Origin of the sequence: Delftia acidovorans NBRC 14950, assembly GCF_001598795.1 — a bacterium.
GTDB lineage: Bacteria > Pseudomonadota > Gammaproteobacteria > Burkholderiales > Burkholderiaceae_C > Comamonas > Comamonas acidovorans.
In genome coordinates this window covers 36,577-58,679 of sequence record NZ_BCZP01000022.1, presented here as the reverse complement: position 1 = coordinate 58,679, position 22,103 = coordinate 36,577, and the positions used below count along the sequence as shown (strand labels likewise).

Annotated in this window: 20 protein-coding genes; 18 read left to right on the top strand and 2 right to left on the bottom strand. The window is 70.3% G+C overall.

Going from position 1 to position 22,103, the window contains the following annotated elements; genetic code table 11:
• The first annotated feature begins 66 nt into the window (after positions 1–66).
• The 7 genes from DA1_RS22865 (at position 67) to DA1_RS22835 (ending at position 6,643) form a co-directional block, all read left to right on the top strand.
• Positions 67–840 carry an AraC family transcriptional regulator gene (locus tag DA1_RS22865; protein WP_034397210.1) on the top strand — a complete coding sequence of 258 codons (774 nt, stop codon included), beginning with the start codon at positions 67–69 and terminating at the stop codon, positions 838–840.
• A gap of 154 nt (positions 841–994) precedes the next feature.
• Entirely contained in the window at positions 995–1,936 is a 942-nt protein-coding gene (locus tag DA1_RS22860) for an AraC family transcriptional regulator (protein WP_034397209.1), read from the top strand.
• A 130-nt stretch (positions 1,937–2,066) separates the two neighbouring features.
• A complete protein-coding gene (locus tag DA1_RS22855; protein ID WP_034397208.1) occupies positions 2,067–2,651 on the top strand; it encodes a carboxymuconolactone decarboxylase family protein in 585 nt (194 codons plus the stop codon).
• Positions 2,641–3,747: an acyl-CoA dehydrogenase family protein gene (locus DA1_RS22850; protein ID WP_034397206.1), complete on the top strand. Its 1,107-nt coding sequence runs from the start codon at positions 2,641–2,643 to the stop codon at positions 3,745–3,747. Before DA1_RS22855 ends, DA1_RS22850 begins: the two co-directional genes overlap by 11 nt.
• The gene (locus DA1_RS22845; protein ID WP_013800535.1) at positions 3,744–4,559 is read left to right on the top strand and encodes an ABC transporter ATP-binding protein; all 816 of its coding nucleotides are present in this window, start codon (positions 3,744–3,746) and stop codon (positions 4,557–4,559) included. Before DA1_RS22850 ends, DA1_RS22845 begins: the two co-directional genes overlap by 4 nt.
• A gap of 93 nt (positions 4,560–4,652) precedes the next feature.
• Positions 4,653–5,894: an ABC transporter substrate-binding protein gene (locus DA1_RS22840; protein ID WP_016448371.1), complete on the top strand. Its 1,242-nt coding sequence runs from the start codon at positions 4,653–4,655 to the stop codon at positions 5,892–5,894.
• A complete protein-coding gene (locus DA1_RS22835; RefSeq protein WP_170962118.1) occupies positions 5,891–6,643 on the top strand; it encodes an ABC transporter permease in 753 nt (250 codons plus the stop codon). The genes DA1_RS22840 and DA1_RS22835 overlap by 4 nt, the downstream gene beginning before the upstream one ends.
• Before the next feature lie 21 nt (positions 6,644–6,664).
• On the opposite strand, the gene DA1_RS22830 is transcribed toward DA1_RS22835, so the two are convergent.
• Positions 6,665–7,591, bottom strand: coding sequence for a LysR family transcriptional regulator (locus DA1_RS22830; RefSeq protein WP_034397205.1), 927 nt, complete (start codon positions 7,589–7,591; stop codon positions 6,665–6,667).
• A 165-nt stretch (positions 7,592–7,756) separates the two neighbouring features.
• Here DA1_RS22830 and DA1_RS22825 point away from each other — a divergent pair, with 165 nt between their 5' ends.
• From DA1_RS22825 to DA1_RS22790, 8 genes are all read left to right on the top strand, one after another.
• The gene (locus DA1_RS22825) at positions 7,757–8,773 is read left to right on the top strand and encodes a porin (protein WP_034397204.1); all 1,017 of its coding nucleotides are present in this window, start codon (positions 7,757–7,759) and stop codon (positions 8,771–8,773) included.
• Between the two features lie 36 nt (positions 8,774–8,809).
• Entirely contained in the window at positions 8,810–9,787 is a 978-nt protein-coding gene (locus DA1_RS22820; protein WP_013800540.1) for a Bug family tripartite tricarboxylate transporter substrate binding protein, read from the top strand.
• 11 nt (positions 9,788–9,798) lie between these two features.
• Positions 9,799–11,658 (top strand): CocE/NonD family hydrolase, encoded by a 1,860-nt coding sequence (locus DA1_RS22815; RefSeq protein ID WP_034397199.1) that lies wholly within the window; start codon positions 9,799–9,801, stop codon positions 11,656–11,658.
• Positions 11,659–11,740: 82 nt separating this feature from the next.
• A complete protein-coding gene (locus DA1_RS22810) occupies positions 11,741–12,553 on the top strand; it encodes an SDR family NAD(P)-dependent oxidoreductase (RefSeq protein WP_034397198.1) in 813 nt (270 codons plus the stop codon).
• Positions 12,554–12,662: 109 nt separating this feature from the next.
• Positions 12,663–14,339: a VRR-NUC domain-containing protein gene (locus DA1_RS22805; RefSeq protein ID WP_034397197.1), complete on the top strand. Its 1,677-nt coding sequence runs from the start codon at positions 12,663–12,665 to the stop codon at positions 14,337–14,339.
• Positions 14,336–16,690, top strand: coding sequence for an ATP-dependent DNA helicase (locus tag DA1_RS22800; RefSeq protein ID WP_034397196.1), 2,355 nt, complete (start codon positions 14,336–14,338; stop codon positions 16,688–16,690). Before DA1_RS22805 ends, DA1_RS22800 begins: the two co-directional genes overlap by 4 nt.
• 80 nt (positions 16,691–16,770) lie before the next feature.
• Positions 16,771–17,124, top strand: a complete 354-nt coding sequence (locus DA1_RS22795) for an energy transducer TonB (RefSeq protein WP_034397195.1) — start codon at positions 16,771–16,773, stop codon at positions 17,122–17,124.
• A gap of 88 nt (positions 17,125–17,212) precedes the next feature.
• Positions 17,213–17,602 (top strand): VOC family protein, encoded by a 390-nt coding sequence (locus tag DA1_RS22790; protein WP_012207608.1) that lies wholly within the window; start codon positions 17,213–17,215, stop codon positions 17,600–17,602.
• Positions 17,603–17,624: 22 nt separating this feature from the next.
• Here DA1_RS22790 and DA1_RS22785 read toward each other — a convergent pair whose 3' ends face one another.
• Complete coding sequence (locus DA1_RS22785) at positions 17,625–19,409, bottom strand: monovalent cation:proton antiporter-2 (CPA2) family protein (protein WP_034397194.1); 1,785 nt, start codon at positions 19,407–19,409, stop codon at positions 17,625–17,627.
• Between the two features lie 138 nt (positions 19,410–19,547).
• Here DA1_RS22785 and DA1_RS22780 point away from each other — a divergent pair, with 138 nt between their 5' ends.
• From DA1_RS22780 to DA1_RS22770, 3 genes are read left to right on the top strand one after another with little or no spacing between them, the layout of a single operon-like run.
• Positions 19,548–20,408: an ABC transporter ATP-binding protein gene (locus DA1_RS22780; RefSeq protein WP_034397193.1), complete on the top strand. Its 861-nt coding sequence runs from the start codon at positions 19,548–19,550 to the stop codon at positions 20,406–20,408.
• Positions 20,409–20,413: 5 nt separating this feature from the next.
• Positions 20,414–21,265: an ABC transporter permease gene (locus DA1_RS22775; RefSeq protein ID WP_034397192.1), complete on the top strand. Its 852-nt coding sequence runs from the start codon at positions 20,414–20,416 to the stop codon at positions 21,263–21,265.
• A gap of 5 nt (positions 21,266–21,270) precedes the next feature.
• Positions 21,271–22,086, top strand: a complete 816-nt coding sequence (locus tag DA1_RS22770) for an ABC transporter permease (RefSeq protein ID WP_016452672.1) — start codon at positions 21,271–21,273, stop codon at positions 22,084–22,086.
• The last annotated feature ends 17 nt before the right edge of the window (positions 22,087–22,103 follow it).

Genomic DNA, 22,103 nt, shown 5'->3' with positions numbered 1-22,103 from the left:
CAATTGTCGAGATCGGGACAGAGAGCCGCATAGAACCGCATAGAACCGCACAGGATGGGAAGCCCCATGGCCGCAGAACTGCCGCGCATATACCTCAAGTACCACCAGACCGGGCGCCCCATGGCCGCCATGGAGGCCAACTGGGCGCATGGCACCAGCACGGGCTGGCACTCCCACCCGCGCGGCCAGCTGCTGTATGCGATCGAAGGCGTGATGTCGGTGCAGCTGCATTCCGGCTCCTGGCTGGTGCCGCCCAACCGGGGGCTGTGGATAGAGGCCGACGTCGAGCACGATGTGCGCATGTCGGGCGACGTGAAGATGCGCACGGCCTACATCGACGCCTCGGCCTTTGCGGACCTGCCCGCGCGCACCTGCGTGGTCAACGTGTCGCCCCTGCTGCGCGAGCTGGTGGTGGCCGCCGTCGGCGTGCCGCTGGACTATGCCGAAGGCAGCCGCGACGAGCGCCTGATGCACCTGCTGGTCGATGAACTGCGCGCCGCCGAGGTGCTGCCCCTGCACCTGCCCCTGTCCACCGATGCGCGGCTGTGCCAGGTCTGCGAGGCCCTGATGCGCGAGCCTGCCGACACCGCCACCGCCGAACACTGGGCGCAGCGCCTGGGCGTGAGCGCCAAGACGCTGCAGCGCCTGTTCGTGAAGGAAACCGGCATGCCCTTCGCCCAGTGGCGCGAGCAGGCGCGGCTGATGTTCGCGCTGGGCCGCATTGCGGCGGGCGAGCGCATCATCGACATCGCCCTCGATTGCGGCTACGCCAGCCAGAGCGCGTTCACGGCCATGTTCAAAAGGCATTTCGGGGTGCCGCCTTCGGGCTTCCAGCGCTGAGGCACGACCGGACCAAGGTCGGGCCGGGCGGACTTGGATGCAGATCCAGATATCGATTGCGGCACAAGCATATGCCCAAAGATTCGTTCCCCCGCGCCTGCATCGTGGCGATACTGGCCGGCCGCATTCCCTCCACTGCCTTGCCTGTACCACCGTGCTACCCGACCCAGTCCCCGACAGCGCGGCCGAAGCGCAGGTCGATCGCGTCATCGACGGCCTGCTCAACGGCCTGCAATGGCGCGCCAGCGTGTTCCACGTGGGGCAGTACTGCGGGCGCTGGCGGGCCTCCACGGCGGGGCGCGCGCGGGCCAGCTTTCACCTGATCCTGGACGGGCGCTGCTGGCTGCACCTGCCGGGCCAGCCCTCGGTGGAGCTGCAGCCGCGCGATGGCGTGTTCCTCTCGCGCGACGTGCCGCATTTCATCTCGCCCTATGCCGACCCGGACATGGCCTGCGCCCCGCAGGCCATGCGTCCCGCCACCGGCGATGCCGGCATAGGAGAGACGGCGCTGGCCTGCGGCTTCTTCACCTTCGAGGGGCCCATGCGCGGCCTGCTGGTCGATGCCTTCCCCGACCACCTGGTGCTGCGCGGCGACGACCATGCGATGAGCGGTGCCTCCATGCTGTTCGACCTGATGCGCGCCGAGGCGCTGCGCACGGGCACCGAGCCCTCGGCCGTGATGGACCGGCTGGTGGGCCTGCTGTTCTTCTACGGCCTGCGCCAGCTGGCGCATGGCGATGCGCGGGCGCGCGGCATCTGGAGCCTGCTGCGCCGGCCGGGCTTTGCGCCGCTGGTGGCCGAGCTGCTGCGCGAGCCGGCCCACAACTGGAGCGTGGCCGACATGGCCGCGCGCGTGTGCCTGTCGCGCGCCACGTTCTTTCGGCAGTTCGCCGAGGCCTGCGGCCAGCCGCCCCAGCAATTCCTGCTGCTGCTGCGCATGCAGCTGGCGGCACGCCGGCTGGCCCAGGGCGAGGCGATAGGGCAGGTGGCCGAGGCCGTGGGCTACGAGTCCTATGCGGCCTTCTCGCGCGCCTTCAAGCGCGTGATGGGCGAGCAGCCCGGCGCCTGGCAGCGCGCGCAGGCACGCTGCTGCTGAGCCGCCATCCGAGCCCGCTGCATCTGCCTGCGGGTTGACACGTTCGGGCATAAATCCGCGACGCGGCGGCATTGATGGCAAGAGGGGCGCGGCCGATCATGAAGGCATTCCTTCATTCCTGCAAAGCACCATGGCACGCCTGACCCTGCACACCCCGCAAACCGCTCCTGAAGCCAGCCGCCCCTTCGTGGAGCGCGCCCTGGCCGGCAACGGATTCCTGCCCAACCTGATCGCCATCCTGGCCAACTCGCCCCAGGCGCTGGAGACCTATGTGACCGTGGGCCAGATCAACGCGCGCGCCCAGCTCACGCTGGCCGAGCGCGAGGTGGTGCAGATCACGGCGGCGCGCATCCATGGCTGCGACTTCTGCGTGGCCGGCCACACCAAGCTGGCCTTCAAGCAGGCCGGCCTGACCCAGGCCGAGGTGGTGGCGCTGCAGGACGGCCGCGACACGGGCCAGCCGCGCCTGGACGCCGTGCGCCGCTTTGCCGAAGCCGTGATCGCCACGCGCGGCGCCGTCGCCGACGAGGCCCTGGCTGTCTTCCATGCAGCAGGCCTGAGCGAGCAGCAGGCGCTGGAGGTGGTGCTGGGCATCAGCCTGGCCACGCTGTGCAACTTTGCCAACAGCCTGGCGCAAAGCCCCGTCAACCCGCAGCTGCAGCCCTATCTGCCCGAACAGTTCCGACAACCGCAGGAGAACGCACATGCTGGCTGATTCGCTGCGGCAGTGGCTGGACGCCCATGCCGACTCCCTGGACGAAGGCCCCGCGCATGCGCACGAAGTGCTGCCCCGGCTGGCGCAGCACGGCCTGTTCGGCCTGGGCGTGCCCGTGGCCGAGGGCGGGCAGGGCGGCAGCCTGGGCGATGCGCTGGAGGCCATTGCCGGCGTGGCCGGGCATTCGCTGACGGCGGGCTTCGTGTTCTGGGCGCAGCGCGCCTTTGTCGAATACCTGCTGCAGTCGCCCAACGCGGCGCTGCGCCAGCGCTGGCTGCCGGGCCTGCTGCAGGGCACGCAGGCGGGCGCCACGGGCCTGTCCAACGCCATGAAGTACCTGGGCGGCATCGAGGCCCTGCAGGTCGAGGCCGCTCCCGTCGGTGCTGCAGGGCACGCCGGCTCCGGCAACGCCGACGACCTTGAACTGCGCGGGCGCGTGCCCTGGGCCACCAACCTGGTGCCGCCGGGTCGCTTCGTGGTGGCCGTTGCCGCCTCGCGCAGCGACGGTGCAAAGCCCTTCGTGGCCGCGCTGCCCGGCGATGCGGCGGGCCTGCAGCGCAGCGCCGACCTGGACCTGATCGCGCTGCGCGGCAGCCATACGGCGGCGCTGTCCATCGAGGGGCTGCAGATCGGTCCGGCCGATGTGATCCATGCCGACGCCAACCATTTCCTGCCGCGCGTGCGGCCCGCCTTCATGGGCCTGCAGCTGGGGCTGTGCATCGGGCTGGCGCGCGCCTCGCTGGCGGCGGCCTCGGCCCGTGCCGGCGCCGGGCGCGATGTGCTGGGCGGCCCGCTGCAGCAGCAGCGCCACGCGCTGGAACTGGCCACGGCCACGCTGCATGCCGGTCTGTCCGACGGGCGTTTTCTTGACCGACCTCAAGCCCTGTTCCGCCTGCGCCTGGAATTGAACGACATCGTGCAGCAGTCCCTGCAGCTGGAACTGCACGCCAGCGGCGGGCGCGCTTATCATCGCGACCAGCCGCTGGGATTTGCGCGCCGTTGGCGCGAGGCGGCCTTCATCCCCATCGTGACGCCCAGCGTCACGCAGCTACAGGGCGCGCTGGCTGGCGCGGCCCTGGCAACCACCAGTTCATGACCCAGACGGAAGCTTTCTCCCCTGACGCTCCCGCGCCCGTGCTGCAGGCACGCGGCGCGGGCTTTGGCTATGCGCCCGGCAAGGCCGTGTTCGAGGACATCTCCCTGAGCATTGCCCCGCGCGAGATCGTCTGCCTGCTCGGCGGCAGCGGCTGCGGCAAGTCCTCGCTGCTGCGCGTGCTCGGCGGCCTCGAATCGCCGGACGGCGGCGCCTGGAGCCGGGGCGAGCTCCAGTTCCTCGGCCAGCCGCTGACCGCGCCGCACCCGCGCGCGGGCTTCGTGTTCCAGCAGCCCAGCCTGCTGCCCTGGCTGGACGCGCGGCGCAACGTGGGCTTCGGCCTGGACTTTGAGCGCCAGCCGAAGCTGGAGGCCGAGGCCCGCCGCCAGCGCGTGGAGCAGGCGCTGCAGGCCGTGGGCCTGGGCGGCAGCGGCGCGCTCTACCCCTCGCAGCTGTCGGGCGGCATGGCCCAGCGCGTGGCCCTGGCGCGTGCCCTGGCCCGCGAGCCGCAGCTGCTGCTGGCTGACGAGCCGTTCTCGGCCCTGGACGCCATCACGCGCGCCGAGATGCAGGAGCTGATGGTGGACGTGGTCCACCGCTGGCACACGGCCGCGCTGCTGGTCACGCATGACATCGACGAGGCCATCCTTGTGGGCGACCGCATCCTGCTGATGGGCGGGCGGCCCGGCCACATCGTGCGCGAATGGCGCGTGGACATAGCGCGCCCGCGCGAGGACCAGGCCGCTGCCGTGACCGCGCTGCGGCTGGACATCCTCTCGGCCCTGCACGGCGTGCGCCATGCGGCCCAGGCCTGATCTCCCTCGCCTGCCTGCCTGCCCGCCTGCCCATCCGCTTGCAGATCCGCCATTTCTTCGACTTCAACCATGCTCTTCTGAAAGGTCTTTCGCATGAGCTTCCAGGACCACCCTTCCTACACCCACATCTGCGCCTCGTCGGACTGCGGCTGCGGCCTCACGCGGCGCGACATGCTGCGCCTGGGCGCATTGGCCACGGCCTCGGTGGCCGCGCCGCTGCTGGCCGCAGGCGATGCGCGCGCCCAGGCCTTCAAGGGCGATGACCAGCCCGTGAAGATCGGCTACCTGCCCATCACCGACGCCACGCCGCTGCTGGTGGCCCACGGCAACGGCCTGTTCGAGGCCGAAGGCCTCAAGGCCGAGGCGCCGCGCCTGTTCCGCTCCTGGGCCCAGATCGTCGAGGCCTTCGTCTCGGGCCAGGTCAACGTCATCCACCTGCTCACGCCCTCCACGCTGTGGGTGCGCTACGGCGCCAAGTTCCCCGCCAAGATCGTGGCCTGGAACCACGTCAACGGCTCGGGCCTGACCGTGCTGCCCGAGATCCAGAAGGTGCAGGACCTGGGCGGCAAGACCGTGGCGATCCCGTTCTGGTACTCCATCCACAACATCCTGCTGCAGGACGTGCTGCGCAAGGCCGGCCTCACGGCCGTGACCCGCGCGCGCGGCGGCGCCATTGCGGCCAACGAGGTCAACCTCGTCGTGCTGGCACCGGCTGAAATGGTCTCGGCACTGGCCGGCAAGTCGATTGCGGGCTTCATCGTGGCCGAGCCCTTCAACGCCGCCGCCGAGATCGCGGGCGTGGGCAAGATGCTGCGCTTCTCGGGCGATGTCTGGAAGGACCACGCCTGCTGCGTCACCTTCCTGGCCGAGCGCGATATCGCCGACAAGCCCGAATGGGCCCAGCGCGTGACCAATGCCGTGGTCAAGGCCCAGCTGTGGACGCGCGACAACCGCCTGGCCGCCGCGCGCCTGCTGTCGAGCACCGGCGAGCGCCGCTACACGCCCCATCCGCAGCAGACGCTGTCCAAGGTGCTGGCCGCCACCGACTACGCCAGCTACGAGGCCAGCGGCGTGGTCGTCAACAAGGGCTGGCACCAGCGGCGCATCGACTTCCAGCCCTATCCCTATCCCTCGTACACCGAGCAGCTGGTGCGCGCCATCAAGGCCACCAAGGTCGAGGGCGACACGCGCTTCCTCGACAAGCTGGAGCCCAGGTTTGCGGCCACCGACCTGGTGGACGACCGCTTCGTGCGCAAGGCCATCCAGGCCGTAGGCGGCCCGCAGGTCTTCGGCATTCCGGCCGATTTCTCGCGCCGCGAAACCATCGTGGTCTGAGCCAGGTGTTGCGACGTATTGGATTGCCGCTGCTGGGCGCGGCCCTGGTCCTGGCCCTGTGGTGGGTGGGCGGCGCGCTGCTGGCGCGCAGCACGCCCGTGGCTGCGGCCTTTGCGCCCTGGCCTTCCCTGCAGGCGCTGGGCCAGCTGCTGACGGGCGCCGACATCTGGATGCACACCCTGCTGAGCCTGCAGCGCGTGGCCGTGGGCCTGCTGCTGGCCTTCGTGGTCGGCGTGCCGCTGGGCGTGCTGGTGGGCCTGTCGCGCGGGTTCTCGCAGGCGTTCTCGCCCGTGTTCCAGTTCCTACGCATGATCTCGCCGCTGTCGTGGATGCCCATTGCCGTGATGGTGCTGGGCGTGGGCGACGCGCCCGTGTACTTCCTGCTGGCCTTCGCCGCCGTCTGGCCCATCTTGCTGAGCACGGCGGCCGGCGTGGCCCAGCTGGACCGCAACTGGCTGCTGCTGGCGCGCAGCCTGTCGGCCACGCGCACCGAGACCGTGCTGCGCGTGGTGCTGCCCGGCATCACGGCCCAGATCCTCACGGGCGTGCGCCTGGCCATCGGCATCATCTGGATCGTGCTGGTGCCCGCAGAAATGCTGGGCGTATCGGCCGGCCTGGGCTACTTCATCCTCGACACGCGCGACCGCCTGGCGTATTCGGAGCTGATGGCCGCCGTTGTGCTGATCGGCGCCCTGGGCTATGCGCTGGACCATGCGGCGCGCTGGCTGCACCAGCGCTGGATGCACTGAGCGGCCGGCATCACCGGGGCATCAGGCCTTCGGCATGTCGCCCACCGGGGCGGCATGCCCGGTGGCCACGATGGCCTGGACCAGCAGGGCGATCAGTGTGTCCTGCAGGGGCGACGGCACCGCCGCCTCCAGCGAGGCAATGGCCAGCTGGTAGCGGATGCGCGGCCTGAACGGGCGGCTGGACAGGGCGCCGGGCTGGCAGTAGCTGGCCAGCAGGCCGTTGACCATGGACACGCCCAGGCCCTGCGCCACATGGGCGCAGGCCTCGCCCACGGAATGCACCTCCACGGCCACGCGCGGCTGCACGCGCGCATGGCGAAAGGCCATGTCGATCTCCTGGCGGATCTCGCGCTGGCGGCCCAGCAGGATCAGCGGGGCGTCCACCAGATCTGACGGCGTCACCTCGTCCAACGCCTGCAGCGCATGGCCTTTGGGCATGATGCAGACGGCCTCGGACTCCAGGCAGGCCCGCGTGCGCAGGCCGGGCATGGTCATGGGCAGGCGCACCAGGCCGATGTCGGCGTCGCGGCTCAGCAGGGCCCGCTCGGTCTCGGTATAGGAGCCCGACAGCACTTCCAGCACCACGTCGGGATGCGCCTGCATGAACTGGTGGGCAATGGCCGGCATCAGCGAGGTGGCCAGGGTGCCGGGCACGGCCACCTTGAGCAGCCGGCGCTTGAAGCCGCCCAGCCGCAACTGCTCGGCATGGCGGCGAAAGCACTGGGCCGAATCCATGAGCACCTGGGCGTCGTGCAGCAGGGCCTCGGCCTCCTGCGTGGGCACCAGGCGGCCTTTTTCGCGGATGAAAAGCCGCAGGCCCAGGTCCTGCTCCAGCTGGGCCAGCAGGCGGCTGATGCCGGGCTGGGACAGCCCCAGGCGCTCGGCCGCACCCGTGGTGGAGCCGCTGAGCATGATGGCCTGGAAGGCTTCGAGTTGCTTGAAATTCATGGGTTGTACAGGCGGTGCTTGCATGATGGCAGCGCGGCCGGGGGCGCGCACGGCGCATCACGAATCGCATAGGGTAATACGCGTCCGTCATACCGTTGTGGTGGATGCGGGGGCTCCTGAGAATCGGCGGCGTCAGAACACGCACAACACAAGGAGCAAGATTCCATGAAGGCCCTGCCAAGCATTGCCGCCGTCTGCAGCCTGTCCATCGCGGCCCTGGGCCACCCGATTGCGCATGCGCAGGACATGCAGGTCTACGGCCAGATCCGGCTGACCGTGAACCACCTCAAGACCGGCAATGCCGGCTCCACCATGGAAGAGCGCGACAACGCCTCGCGCCTGGGCTTTCGCGGCAAGGAGGAGCTGGGCGGCGGCCTGCAGGCGCTGTTCGGCATGGAGATGGGGCTGGATGCGGACACGGGCTTGCTGACCACGCCGGCCTTTCGCAACAGCTACGTGGCACTGCGCGGCAGCCTGGGCACGGTGGCCCTGGGCCGGCTGGACTCGGCCAATCCCACGGGCTCGCCGCTGTACTCGCAGGTCACGGGCATCACCTCGTTCGCGGCCAATGACGCCGGGGCCACGGCCATCGGCACCTCCATGCTCAATGCGCGCAACCGCACCTCCAATTCGCTGGGCTACCAAAGCCCGTCATGGGGCGGCACGGTGTTCCGTGCGCGCTACTACCTGCGCGGCGATGCCAAGGCCCCAGGGCTGGAGGACGACGCCAGATCGCTGGACCTGGGCCTGAGCTACGCCGCAGGCCCGTGGACGGCCGGCCTGGGCTACGCCAAGGACACGCGCGCCGGGGGCCTGCTGGCCAACGAGTTCGACAGCAAATGGCAGATGGGACTGCGCTACAGCTTTGGTGCCATCGAGCCCTATGTGCTGCTGGGCCGCGACCGCTTCAACCACAAGCCCGGCGTCTCGCGCGCCGACGTGGACTACTGGATGCTTGGCACGCGGCTGCGCCATGGCGCACACGCCGTGGTGCTCAACCTGATGCAGCGCGACGTGCAGACCTCGCTGACCGGCAAGCGCAGGCGCCAGCAGCTGGCCTATACCTATGCGCTGTCCAAGCGCACCGAACTGCAGGCCTTCGTGGACCACGACGGCGTGGACTCCAGCCGCCCCAACGTGGCCGTGCGCGCCATCGGCGCGGGCGTGCGCCATGACTTCTGACCGTCCTGCACACCCGCATCAAGAATGGAGATTCCCATGACCCACTTCCAACGCTTCCTGTCCTTGGCTTTCCTGGCACTGGGCCTTGCGCTGGGCCTGGCGCCCTTGCCCGGCCATGCGGCCGAATTCCCGGAAAAGCCCGTGCGCATCGTCGTGCCATTCCCCGCCGGTGCCGCAGCCGATGCCGCCATGCGCGTGGTGGCCCGCAAGATGTCCGAGCTGTGGCGCCAGCCCGTGGTCATCGACAACCGCCCCGGCGTGCATGGCTTTCAGCTGGTGTCCTCCGCGCCGGCCGATGGCTACACCCTGCTGCTGGGCGCGGGCTCGGGCATGGTGACGGCGCCGCTGCTGTCCAGCAAGCTGTCCTACAACCCCTCGCGCGACTTCGTGCCCGTGGGGCGTGTGCTGATCAACGTGCCCATCCTCACCACGCACCCCAGCCTCAATGTGAGCACCGTGCAGGAGCTGGTGGCGCTGGCGCGCAAGAACCCCGGTGCGCTGAACTACAGCTCCAGCGGCAACGGCACGCCAGGCCATCTGTCCATGGAAATGTTCCAGGCCGCCACGGGCACGCGCATGCTGCAGATTCCCTACAAGGGCGGCGCGCCCGCCGTCAACGAACTGGTGGGCGGCCATGTGCAGCTGGGCATCAATGCCGTGCCCAGCGTGGTGCTGCAGATCAAGGCCGGCAAGCTCACGCCGCTGGCCGTGGCCAGCGCCACGCGCTCGCGTGCCCTGCCGCAGGTGCCCACCATGGCCGAGGCGGGCGTCAAGGACTTCGAATACGACATCTGGTATGCCCTGTTCGCGCCCACCGGCACACCGCCTGCGGTGGTGGCCAAGGTCAATGCCGCGCTGGTGCGCTCGCTGCAGGACCGTGAAGTGGCCAGGTTGCTGGAGGCGCAGGGCGCCGAGCCCGCGCCCACCACGCCCCAGGAGCTGGCGCGCTTCATGCAGGAAGACACGGCGCGCTGGGCCAAGCTGGTCAAGGAACGCAACCTCAAGCTCGACTGAGCGCCAGCAGCATGAGCCACACATCAATCACCCACCTGGGCGGCGTGGTCCGCCATAGCCTCGTTGTGCCCATGCGCGACGGCGTGCGCCTGGCCACCGACCTGTATCTGCCCGAGAACCTCGACCCCCACCATCCCGGCCCGCTGCCCGTGCTGCTGGAGCGCACGCCCTACGGCAAGAACGAGGAAACGCGCCGCGAGCGCAGCGCGGCCAACCCCCTTCCCATGCGCCGCGGCGAGGTGGCGGCCCGCTTTGCGCGCGAAGGCTATGCCGTGGTCGTGCAGGACTGCCGGGGCCGCTTCGGCTCCGAAGGCCAGTTCACCAAATACCTGGGCGAGGCCCACGATGGCGCCGACACCCTGCAATGGATCATGGAGCAGCCCTGGTGCAACGGCAGCGTGGGCACCTACGGCCTGTCCTACGCCGCGCACACGCAGACTGCGCTGGCCACGCAAAGGCCGCCGGGCCTCAAGGCCATGTTCCTGGAATGCGGCGGCTTTGCGAATGCCTACCGAGGCGGCATACGCCATGGCGGTGCCTTCGAGCTGAAGCAGGCCGTCTGGGCCCTGCGCAATGCGCGCAGCGGCAGCAACCACCTGGAGCCCGCAGCGCGCCAGGCACTGGAGCAGGCCGACATCGGCCAGTGGTGCCTGCGCCTGCCCTGGTCGCGCGGCGACTCGCCGCTGCAGTGGGCGCCCGAGTACGAGGACTACCTGTTCAGCCAGTGGGAGCGCGGCAGCTTTGACGACTACTGGCGCCAGCCCGAGCTGTACGCCGCCGGCCACTACGGCGCCTTCGACGGCCTGGCCGTGATGCTGATGTGCGGCTGGTGGGACCCGTATGCGCAGACCACCACGGACAACTACCTGGGCCTGTCGCGCGGCGATGGCCGGGTCCGCATGGTGCTGGGCCCCTGGACCCATGGCGAGCGCAGCGTCCCGCATGCGGGCGATGTGGATTTCGGGCCCGATGCCGTGCTCGACGGCGCGCTGGCCGACGACTACGTGGCCATGCGCCTGGCCTGGTTCGACCACTGGCTCAAGGGCCGACCCATGCCCGCGCGCCAGCAAGCCGCCGTGCGCTACTTCCGCATGGGCGGCGGATCGGGCGCGCGCACGGCCCAGGGCCGGCTGGACCACGGCGGGGCCTGGCGCAGCGCCGACCACTGGCCCGTGCCCGGCACGCAGGCCACGGCCTGGCACCTGCACGCCGACGGCAGGCTGGCCCGCGAGCCCGCGCCGCAGCCGGGCGTGCGCAGCTACCGCTTCGACCCGGCCTGCCCCGTACCCACCCGGGGCGGCTCCATCACCTCGGGCGAGCCGCTGATGTTCGCAGGCGCCTACGACCAGGTCACGCAAGAGAACACCTTCGCCGCCCGCCCGCCCTACGGCCCGCTGTCCGAGCGCGGCGACGTGCTGGTGTTCCAGACCGAGCCGCTGCAGCAAGACCTGGAGGTCACGGGCACCATCACCATCGAGCTGCAGGTGTCCTCGTCCGCGCCCGACACAGACTTCACCGCCAAGCTCATCGACCAGTACCCGCCCAGCGCCGACCATCCGCAGGGCTATGCGATGAACATCACCGACGGCATCCTGCGCTGCCGCTACCGCAACTCATGGGAGCAGCCCGAGCTGATGACTCCCGGCGAGGTGGTCTCCATCACCATCGAGCCCATGCCCACCTCCAACCTGTTCCGCAAGGGCCACCGCATCCGCCTGGACATCTCCAGCAGCAACTTCCCGCGCTTCGACGTGAACCCCAACACAGGCGCGCCTGAGGGCAGTGCGGGGCCCAGGCAGGTGGCGGTCAACAGCGTGCACCTGGGCGGCTGCCATGCCTCGCGCATCGTGCTGCCGGTGGTGGCGGTCTAGGCGGGGAACACGCGCGTTTGGCTGTCTGGCATGTTTCGCAATTTGGTTGTACCATGCAACCAAATTGCGAAGGAACATCGCCATGGACATGCAGCAGCGTCAGTTGGAACTGGCCGGCCCCCTGCCGGCCCTTGCACCATCGGGGCGGCTCCGGGGGCGTGTCTGCCTGGTGGTGGGCGCCACCAGCGGCATAGGCCGGGCCACCGCCCTGCGCATGGCCGAGGAGGGCGCTGCCGCCGTGGTGGTCACGGGGCGCCGCCGTGAGCTGGGCCTGCAGCTGGAGCAGGAAATCCGACAGCAGGGGGCGGACGGCCTTTTCCTGGCCTGCGATGCAACGCGGCAGGAGGACATGGCGGCGGTGGTGGAGCAGGCCGTGGCGCGCTTCGGGCGGCTGGACGCGGCCTTCAACAATGCGGGCTTCCAGGAGCGGCGCGCCGCGCTGGCCGAGCAGGATGACGCGGTCTTCTCCCAGGTCTTCGACACGAATGTGCGTGCGGTCTTCCACGCCATGCGCCATGAACTGGCGGCCATGCTGGCCGCGGGCGGCGGCACCATCGTGAACAACACCAGCGTCAGCGGCATACGCAATCCCAACCCGGGCCTGTCGCTGTACGGCGCCTCCAAGGCGGCGGCCCTGTCGCTGACCCGCGCCGCCGCCATGGAGTACGCGCCGCGCGGCATCCGCATCAACGCCGTTGCCCCTGGTCGCGTGGTCACGGACATGATGCTGGGCTCGGGCATTGCCGACATGCATGCCGTGGCGGCGGGCCTGCCGCTGCGGCGCATGGGCCATCCGCAGGAGGTGGCCACGGCCGTCGTCTGGCTGATGTCGGACGAGGCGGCCTTTGTGGTCGGGCACTGCCTGGCGACCGATGGCGGCTTCCTGGCCGGATGAGCCTGCCCGGGGCAAGTCCGTTGCGCGAAGTGAGCACTACCGGGTTTGATATGATGACTGTATAAAGATACAGTTTTCGAGCGGCCTGGCTGCCCGATCTGCCAGGCCCATGCTCCCTCCCCACCGCTTCTACTACTTGCACAACTTCCAGCGTGCGCTGGACTGGATTGGCCAGCGTTACGGCGATCTGCTGGACGCGCCCGAGCAGGCATTCCTCACCCGGTTCACGCAGCTGCCCCAGCCCTCGCGGGCGCTGATGGTGCGTTTGCTGATGCGGCGCGGGCCGTGGTTTCGGGCCGGCAAGCTGGTGTACGAAGAGATCCCCGGCATTGCCGAGGCAGCCGCGCCCCTGCTGGAGCTGGGCTGGCTGGACGCGGGCCACCCCATGGCGCTGGAGGAGCTGTTTGCGCTGCACACCAAGCCCGAGCTGCTGCAGCTGTTCGCAGGCGCACCCATTCATTCAGGCCTGCGCAAGGCCGAGCTTTTGCAGGCCCTGCAGCCCCTGCATGAGGCGCCCAGGCCCTATGCGCAGTGGCAGCCCCAGGGCGTCGCAGCCGGCGAAGCCGCCTGGCGCGTGATGGTGGGCGCGCTGTGCGAGCGCTTTCGGCTGATGTTCTTCGGCAATCTCTACCAGGACTGGTCGGAATTCGTGCTGGCCGACCTGGGCGTGTTCCGCTACGAGGCCGTGGCCTTCGATGCGGCGTCGCGGGCCTTCCAGTCGCGTGCCGATGTCGATGGCTACCTGGCCCTGCAGGCCTGCCGCGCGGCGCTGGATGAGGGCGTGGAGATCGATGCGCTGCTGCAGCAGGTGGCCGGCTGCGCCAGCGGCAATGCCTGGCTGGAGCAGCGCCGCGCCAAGGTGCTGCTGCGCATAGGCCAGGCCTGCGAGCGCATGCAGGACTGGGAGCGTGCCGAGCAGGCCTATGCGCAAAGCCGCTACCCCGGCGCCCGCCACCGGCGCATGCGCGTGTACGAGCGCATGGAGCGCTTTGCCGATGCCATGGCGCTGGCCCAGGCCGCCCAGGCCCAGCCCGAGAGCGACGAGGAGCTGCAGCGCGTGGCGCGCATGCTGCCGCGCCTGCGCCGCAGCCTGGGGCAGGGCGCGCGCGGGCGTGCGGCGGCGCTGGCGCCCGTGGTGGCGCAGATGCGCATGGACGTGGAGCTGGAGCTGCCGGCGCGGCCCAGCTCCGTCGAGTACGTGCTGCGCGACCACTGGCACAGCGACGCCGCGCCGGTGTTCTACGTGGAGAACGCGCTCATCAACTCGCTGTTCGGCCTGCTGTGCTGGCCGGCCATCTTCGCGCCGCTGCCGGGCGCTTTCTTCCACCCGTTCCAGAGCGGCCCGGCCGACCTGTCCGCGCCCGACTTCGTGCAGCGCCGCGCAGCCTTGTTCGAGGAATGCCTGGCGCATCTGGACGATGGCAGCTGGCGCGAGGTCATCGTGCAGCGCCATGCCGACAAGCAGGGTCTGCAGTCGCCCTTCGTGTTCTGGGGCACGCTGAGCGCGCCGCTGCTGGCGCTGGCGCTGGACTGCATTCCGGCCGCCCACCTCAAGCTGTTCTTTGCGCGGCTGCTGCGCGACGTGCAGGCCAACCGCACGGGCTTTCCCGATCTGGTGCGTTTCTGGCCGGCCGAGCGCCGCTACGAACTGGTCGAGGCCAAGGCCCCCGGCGACAAGCTGCAGGACAACCAGATCCGCTGGCTGCAGTACTGTGCCGAGCACGGCATTCCCGTGCGCGTGTGCCATGTCCAGTGGCGCGGCCAGCCGCTGGGAGAGGCCGCGTGAGCTACACCGTGGCCGTGCGCGCGCTGTGCGAGTTCACGGCGCGCGCGGGCGACCTGGACCTGCGCTTCACGCCCGCGCCCAGCGCGCTGGAGGGCATGGCCGGACACAGCCTGGTGCAGTCGCGCAGGGGCAAGGACTACGAGACCGAGATCAGCCTGGCCGGTGAGTACGGCGACCTGCGCGTGCGCGGCCGCGCCGACGGCTTCGACCCCCAGGCCGGCCAGCTGGAGGAAATCAAGACCTACCGCGGCCAGATCGAGGGCGTGCGCGCCCACCACCGCGCCCTGCACTGGGCCCAGGCGCGCATCTACGCCCATCTGCTGTGCCAGGCGCGCGGCCTGCAGCGGCTGCGCGTGGCGCTGGTGTATTTCAACGTGGGCAACTCGGAGGAAACCGTGCTGGTGCAGGAGGAAGACGCGGCCACGCTGCGCGCCTTCTTCGAGCAGCAATGCGCGCTGTTCCTGGACTGGGCGCGCAGCGAGGCCGCCCACCGCGCGGCGCGCGAGGCGGCGCTGGCCGCGCTGCGCTTTCCCATGCAGGGCTTTCGCGCGGGCCAGCGCGAGCTGGCCGTGGCCGTCTACCGCGTGGCGCGCGCGCAGCAGGGCGGCCAGTGCCTGATGGCGCAGGCGCCCACGGGCATCGGCAAGACGCTGGGCACCATCTTCCCCATGCTCAAGGCCATGCCCGACCAGGGCCTGGACCGGCTGTTCTTCCTCACGGCCAAGGGCACGGGCCATGGCCTGGCGCTGCAGGCGCTGGCCAGCGTGAACCGGCAGATCGCCGAGCAGCACCAACCACCGCCGCAGGAACCGGCTGCGCCACAACCGCTGCCCTCGCCACCCGCACCGCCCGCAAGGCTGCGCGTGCTCGCCATCCTGGCGCGCGACAAGGCCTGCGAGCACCCCGACAAGGCCTGCCACGGCGACTCCTGCCCGCTGGCGCGCGGCTTCTTCGACCGCCTGCCCGCCGCGCGCGCCGCCGCGCTGCAGCAGGCACCCTGGGACCCGCCTGCCGTGCGTGCCGTGGCGCTGGCGCACGACATCTGCCCCTACTACCTGGCCCAGGAACTGGTGCGCTGGAGCGATGTGGTCGTGGCCGACTACCACTACTTCTACGACAGCGCCGCCATGCTGTACGCGCTCACCCAGGCCCAGCAATGGAAGGTGGGTGTGCTGGTGGACGAGGCCCACAACCTGCTCGAGCGCGCGCGCCGCATGTACACGGCCGAGCTGTCGCAGTTCGCCCTGGCTGCCGCCCGCAAGTCCGCCACCGGTGCCGTGCGCAAGGCGCTGGACCGGCTCAGCCGCAGCTGGAGTGCGCTGAACAGGGAGCAGACCGCCAGCTACCAGGCCCATGAGGAAGTGCCCGCAGGCCTGCTGGGCGCCGTGCAGCGCGCCGTGGCCGCCATCGCCGACGCCAATGCCGACAGCCCCATGCTGCCCGGCGACCCGGTTCTGGACTTCTATTGGGAAGCGCTGCAGTTCATGGCGCTGGCCGAGCAGTTCGGCGGCCATGCGCTGTTCGATGTCCACCTGCTGCCCGGGCGCTCAGGTCCCCGTCGCACGCCGGCCTCCACGCTGTGCATACGCTGCGTGGTGCCCGCGCCCCACCTGGCGGCACGCCATGCGGCGGCCCATGCCTCGGTGCTGTTCTCGGGCACGCTGAGCCCGCCGCACTTCTACCGCGACATCCTGGGCCTGCCCGAAGGCACGCACTGGCTGGAGGCCGACTCGCCCTTCCAGGCCGACCAGCTCGATGTGCAGGTGGCCGGCCACATCTCCACGCGCTACCGCGACCGCGACCGTTCGCTGCGGCCCATCGCCGACCTCGTGGCCGCGCAGTACGCGCGCCGGCCCGGCAACTATCTGTGCTTTTTCAGCAGCTTCGACTACCTGCAGCGCGTGGCCGAATGCCTGCAGCGCGCCCATCCCGATCTGCCGGTCTGGCTGCAGACCCCGTCCATGGACGAGGAGGGCCGCGCGGCCTTCCTGGCCCGCTTCACCGAAGCCGGGCAGGGCGTGGGCTTTGCCGTGCTGGGCGGGGCGTTCTCCGAGGGCGTGGACCTGCCCGGCGAGCGCCTCATCGGCGCCTTCGTGGCCACGCTGGGCCTGCCCCAGGTCAATCCCGTGAACGAAGAGATGAAGCGCGCCATGGACCGCCAGTTCGGCGCGGACAAGGGCTATGACTACAGCTACCTCTACCCGGGGCTGCGCAAGGTGGTCCAGGCCGCAGGCCGCGTCATCCGCAGCGAGCGCGACCGCGGCGTGGTCTTTCTCATCGACGACCGCTATCGGCGCGGCGAGGTGCAGGCGCTGCTGCCGCGCTGGTGGCGGGTGGAGGGCATGCGATGATCCGGGGCCGCACCAGTCCGCGACTGCCATCCACACCCCCATCCAGTCCCCCATCCCGTCCCCATCCAGGAGCCTTCCGAATGCCCCGCATGCGCTGCGCCATCCTTGCATTGACCCTGGGCCTGCTGGCCGGCGGCCCGGCTGCGGCAGGCGTGGTGCAGCCTGTGCCTGACAGGCAGGCCAGCGAGAACAAGATGCCGGCCTATCCCAATGAAGCCAGGCGGCTGGAGCAGGAAGGCAAGGTGGTGCTGCGGGTTCTGGTGGGCGCCAGCGGAAAGGCAGTGGCCGTGGATGTGGCAGACAGCAGCGGCTATCCTCTGCTCGACCAGGAGGCGCTGGACGCCGTGCGGACGTGGCGCTTTGTCCCCGGCACGCGCGACGGCGTGCCGGACAGCATGTGGACGCGCGTGCCCGTCGTCTTCAGGCTGAAATAGAGGGCCTGCCGGTGGTGGCAGGTGTGTATCCGGTGCAGCCTGGTGCGGGTCCAGTGCGTGCCCTGCGCAGCGACACAAGGAGCATTCCATGAAGATCGTCATCACCAGCGTGCTCGTCGACGACCAGGACAAGGCCCTGGCCTTCTACCGCGACGTGCTCGGCTTCGTCCTCAAGCACGACATTCCCATGGGCGGCGATGCGCGCTGGCTCACCCTGACATCACCCGGCGATGCCGATGGCGTGGAGCTGCTGCTCGAACCCGACATGCACCCGGCCGCCAGGCCGTTCAAGACCGCCCTGCATGCCGACGGCGTGCCGGCCACCTTCTTCGGCGTGGACGACGTGCAGGCCGAGTACGAGCGCCTGAGCGCGGCCGGCGTGCGCTTCACCAGGCCGCCGACGCATCTGGGGCCGGTCACGATTGCGGTGTTCGACGACACCTGCGGCAATCTCATACAGATCAACCAGCGGCACTGAGCGCGCTGTGCCCGGGGCTGATTCAATCCATGGCGGTGGGCTTGTCGTGCCGGGGCGGATCGATGCGCTCGATGTTGCCCAGCAGCAGTGCGCGCCCCGCAAAGTTGCCGCCGGCGGTCTCCAGCGCAAAGCGCTCGGTGTCGCGGCCGCGCACTTCGGCCTCCAGCGTCTGGGCCTCGTCCTCGGTGGCGCCCAGGGCCAGCACGGCATGGCGGCCCATGAGCAGGGCGGACTCGAAGCTCTCGCGCACGACATGGTCGGCGTCCTTCTGGATGAGCTCCAGCGCGTGCTCGCGGTCATAGGCGCGCACGATGAGGCGGGCGTGCGGGCATTCGTGGCGCACGTTCTCCACGATGCGCGTGGCGGCGGCCTTGCTGTCCACGCAGACCAGGATGGCGCTGGCATGGCTGGCGCCGGCCGCATGCAGGATGTCGGCGCGCGCGCCGTCGCCGAAGTAGACCTTGAAGCCGTAGGGCTCGGCGTTGCGGATCACGTCGGGGTCGTTGTCGATGATGGACAGCTTGGCGCCACGGGCCAGCGGCCCCTGGCTGGCGATCTGGCCCACGCGGCCGAAGCCGATGACCAGCACGTTGCCGCGCAGGTCCTGCGGCGCCTCCACGCCGTCCAGCGACACGGCCTCGGCGCCGGCTAGGCGCTTGTGCAGCACCACCACCAGCGGCGTGATGGCCATGGACAGCACGACGATGGCCGTCATGTTGGCATGCACCTCGGGGTCGAGCACGCCGAGCTTGAGCGCCTCGGCAAACAGCACGAAGGCGAACTCCCCGCCCTGGGCCATGAGGATGGCGCGGTCCAGTGCATCGGCATGGCTGCTGCGCGCCACGCGGGCCACGGCATAGATGCACAGCGCCTTGCCCAGCATCAGCGCCACCACGCCCATGCCCACGATGCGCCAGTTCAGCGCAACCACCTCCAGGTTCAGTGCCATGCCCACGCCCAGGAAGAACAGGCCCAGCAGCAGGCCGCGGAAGGGCTCCACATCGGCCTCCAGCTGGTGGCGGAACGAGGATTCGGACAGCAGCACGCCCGCCACGAAGGCGCCCATGGCCATGGACAGGCCGCCCATCTCCATCAGCAGGGCGGCGCCCAGCACCACCAGCAGCGCGGCGGCCGTCATCACCTCGCGCGCCTTGGCCTTGGCCAGGATGCGGAACAGCGGGTTCAGCAGCCACAGGCCCGCGCCCACCAGCGCGCCCAGCGACAGCAGGGCCACGCCCGCGCGTTGCCACAGGGGCGAGGTGGCCACGGGCGCCGCATCGGCCGGGGCCAGAAAGGCCACGGCGGCCAGCAGCGGCACGATGAGCAGGTCCTCGAACAGCAGGATGGAGACGATGCGCTGGCCGCGCGGCGCCAGGATGTCGCCACGCTCGGCCAGCACCTGCATGACGATGGCCGTGGAGGTGAGCACGAAGCCCGCGCCGCTGACGAAGGCCACCTGCCACGGAAAGCCGAAGGCCATGCCCACGCCCGTGAGCAGCAGCGCGCACACCACCACCTGCAGGCTGCCCAGCCCGAAGATCTGGCCGCGCAGATCCCACAGGTGCGAGGGCTTCATCTCCAGCCCGATGACGAAGAGGAACATCACCACGCCCAGCTCGGCCACGTGCAGGATGGTCTGCGCGTCCGTCACCAGGCCCAGCCCGTAGGGGCCTATGGCCAGGCCGGCGGCCAGGTAGCCGAGCACGGCGCCCAGGCCCAGCCGCTTGAACAGCGGCACGGCCACCACGGCGGCCCCCAGCAGCGTGACGATTCCTACGAGCTGGCTTGCATTGCCTTCAGCTGCCATGTTGTGTTTCCTTTGTGCGTGCGTGCGGCAAGGCGGATTTCCATCCGCGAATTTGCGCGCAGGATAGCAAAGCCCGGTCCTGTGTAGAATCGCGCCCCCTCTGTGCCCCCCTCTGCGCTTACCTCACCGCTCAGCGCCATGCCCCAGATCCTCGTCCACGACCTCCGCAAGACCTACCGCATCCATGAGCGCGACCCCGGCGTGATGGGCGCGCTGCGCGCGCTGGTGCGTCCGCGCCACCGCACGGTGCAGGCTCTGGATGGCGTGTCGTTTGCGCTGGAGCGTGGCGAGTTGCTGGGCTTCATCGGCCCCAACGGCGCGGGCAAGTCCACCACCATCAAGATCCTGTCGGGCATCCTGCGGCCCGATGGCGGGCGCGTGGAGGTGGACGGGCGCGACCCCTTCGCCGACCGCCAGCGCCATGTGGGCCGCATCGGCGTGGTCTTCGGACAGCGCTCGCAGCTGTGGTGGGACCTGCCCGTGGGCGATGGCTTCAACCTGCTGCGCGACCTGTACCGCGTCGATCCGCTGCGCTTTGCGCGCACCCGCGACGAGCTGGTGGCCATGCTGAGCCTGGAGCGCTTGCTGGACCAGCCCGTGCGCCAGCTGTCCCTGGGCCAGCGCATGCGCGCCGAGATCGCCGCGGCCCTGCTGCACGAGCCCGAGATCCTGTTCCTGGACGAGCCCACCATCGGCCTGGACGCACCCTCCAAGCTGGCCGTGCGCGAGTTCGTGCTGCGCGCCAACCGCGAGCGCGGCACCACGGTGCTGCTGACCACGCATGACATGCACGACATCGAGGCGCTGGCGCGGCGCGTCATCGTCATCGGCCATGGCCGCGTGCTGGCCGACTGCGCGGTCGATGCGCTGCGGGCCCAGGTGGCGGCGGCGCAGCGCGATGGCACGGGCGATGGCGAAGGCGAGGGCGAGGGGCAGGACATGGCCATCGAGGCCGTGATCGCCCGCTTCTACGCCATGCATGGTGCCTCGGAGGTCTGAGCGCCATGGGACCGCACCACCGCCTGCGACACCTGCTGCGCCCCTACAAGGCCGCCTTCGCCTCGCGCTTTCTGCTGATGCTGCAGTACCGCACGGCCGCCTACGCGGGCTTTGCCACGCAGTGCTGGTGGGGCGCCATCAAGATCATGGTGCTGGCGGCGTTCTACGGCAGCGCCTCGGCATCGGCCGGCGCGCCGATTTCGCTGGAGCACGCCATCACCTACACCTGGGTGGCGCAGGGCCTGTTCGCGCTGCTGCCCTGGAGCGGCGACCCCGACGTGGCCCTGGCCGTGCGCACGGGCGCCGTTGCCTATGACCGGCTGCGGCCCGTGGATGCCTATGCGCTGTGGTTCGTGCGCTCGGCTGGCTGGATCGCCGCGCGCGTGCTGCCGCGCGTGGCGCTGATGGTGGCGTTTGCAGGGCTGGCCCTGCCGCTGATGGGGCTGGGCGACTGGGGCTGGCAGCCGCCGGCCGGCTGGGCCGCAGGCCTGGGCTTTGCCGCGTCCATGCTGCTGGCGCTGCTGCTGTCCACGGCACTGGTCATGCTGCTGAATGTTGCCGCTGCCGCCGCGCTCAATGAAAAAGGCATCAACACGCTGGCCGCGCCCGTGGTCATCGTGCTGTCGGGCAACCTGCTGCCGCTGGCGCTGATGCCCGATGCCTGGCAGACCGCGCTGCTGCTGCAGCCGCTGGCCGGCGTGATGGACATCCCTGCGCGCATCTATTTCGGCCAGATGGCCGGTGCGCAGATGCTGGCCTGCCTGGCGCTGCAAGCCCTGTGGATTGCCGTGATCGTGGCCCTGGGCCGCGCGGCCATGGCGCGCACCATGCGCGGCCTCGAAGTGCAGGGCGGGTGAGCGCCATGGCCAAGCACAAAGGATCGCTGTCCATGTTCCTGCGCCTGGCGCTGGCCTCGCTGGGCGGGCAGGCGCGCTACCCGGCCTCGGCGCTGATGCTGACCCTGGGCCAGTTCCTGGTCACGGGCATCGAGGTCATCGCCGTCTGGGCGCTGTTCCACCGTTTTGGCGAGGTGCAGGGCTGGCGCATCGGCGAAGTGGCCGTGTTCTATGGCCTGGTGAACTGCATGTTCGCCCTGGCCGATGCGCTGGGCCGGGGCTTCGACGTGCTGGGCACGCAGTTCCTGCGCACGGGCGCCTTCGACCGCCTGCTGCTGCGTCCGCGCCCCGTGTGGCTGCAGCTCATGGGCCATGACGTGCGCATCAGCCGCCTGGGCCGCCTGCTGCAGGGCCTGCTGGTGCTGGGCTTTGCCACGGCTCAGGGCGCCGTGGCGTGGACGCCCCAGGCCGTCGCCGTGGCGCTGTTCGCCGTGGCTGGCGGCGTGGCGCTGTTCCTGGGCATCCTGGTGCTGCAGGGGGCGCTCTCGTTCTGGACCGTGGAAAGCCTGGAAGCCGCCAATGTGCTGAGCTACGGCAGCGTCGAGGCCGCCCAGTACCCGCTGGCCCTGTACGCGCAGTGGTTCCGCCGCCTGCTGACCTTCGCCGTGCCGCTGGCCTGCGTGGCCTACTACCCGGCGCTGGCCGTGCTGGGCAAGCCCGACCCGCTGGGCGCACCGGCCTGGCTGGGCTGGGTCTCGCCGCTGGCCGGCTTTGCCTTCCTCTGGTTGGCCTCGGGCGCCTGGCGCATGGGGGTGAGGCATTACGCGTCCACGGGCAGTTGAAGCCGCCGCAGGCGCCG

Excerpts from the sequence above, each read along its gene's own strand:
- DA1_RS22820 (WP_013800540.1), top strand. The coding sequence starts at position 8,810 with ATGACCCACTTCCAACGCTTCCTGTCCTTGGCTTTCCTGGCACTGGGC.
- DA1_RS22780 (WP_034397193.1), top strand. The coding sequence starts at position 19,548 with ATGCCCCAGATCCTCGTCCACGACCTCCGCAAGACCTACCGCATCCAT.
- DA1_RS22805 (WP_034397197.1), top strand. The coding sequence starts at position 12,663 with ATGCTCCCTCCCCACCGCTTCTACTACTTGCACAACTTCCAGCGTGCG.
- DA1_RS22830 (WP_034397205.1), bottom strand. The coding sequence starts at position 7,591 with ATGAATTTCAAGCAACTCGAAGCCTTCCAGGCCATCATGCTCAGCGGC.
- DA1_RS22775 (WP_034397192.1), top strand. The coding sequence starts at position 20,414 with ATGGGACCGCACCACCGCCTGCGACACCTGCTGCGCCCCTACAAGGCC.
- DA1_RS22845 (WP_013800535.1), top strand. The coding sequence starts at position 3,744 with ATGACCCAGACGGAAGCTTTCTCCCCTGACGCTCCCGCGCCCGTGCTG.
- DA1_RS22850 (WP_034397206.1), top strand. The coding sequence starts at position 2,641 with ATGCTGGCTGATTCGCTGCGGCAGTGGCTGGACGCCCATGCCGACTCC.
- DA1_RS22855 (WP_034397208.1), top strand. The coding sequence starts at position 2,067 with ATGGCACGCCTGACCCTGCACACCCCGCAAACCGCTCCTGAAGCCAGC.
- DA1_RS22770 (WP_016452672.1), top strand. The coding sequence starts at position 21,271 with ATGGCCAAGCACAAAGGATCGCTGTCCATGTTCCTGCGCCTGGCGCTG.
- DA1_RS22790 (WP_012207608.1), top strand. The coding sequence starts at position 17,213 with ATGAAGATCGTCATCACCAGCGTGCTCGTCGACGACCAGGACAAGGCC.
- DA1_RS22840 (WP_016448371.1), top strand. The coding sequence starts at position 4,653 with ATGAGCTTCCAGGACCACCCTTCCTACACCCACATCTGCGCCTCGTCG.
- DA1_RS22865 (WP_034397210.1), top strand. The coding sequence starts at position 67 with ATGGCCGCAGAACTGCCGCGCATATACCTCAAGTACCACCAGACCGGG.
- DA1_RS22785 (WP_034397194.1), bottom strand. The coding sequence starts at position 19,409 with ATGGCAGCTGAAGGCAATGCAAGCCAGCTCGTAGGAATCGTCACGCTG.
- DA1_RS22815 (WP_034397199.1), top strand. The coding sequence starts at position 9,799 with ATGAGCCACACATCAATCACCCACCTGGGCGGCGTGGTCCGCCATAGC.
- DA1_RS22825 (WP_034397204.1), top strand. The coding sequence starts at position 7,757 with ATGAAGGCCCTGCCAAGCATTGCCGCCGTCTGCAGCCTGTCCATCGCG.
- DA1_RS22810 (WP_034397198.1), top strand. The coding sequence starts at position 11,741 with ATGGACATGCAGCAGCGTCAGTTGGAACTGGCCGGCCCCCTGCCGGCC.
- DA1_RS22795 (WP_034397195.1), top strand. The coding sequence starts at position 16,771 with ATGCCCCGCATGCGCTGCGCCATCCTTGCATTGACCCTGGGCCTGCTG.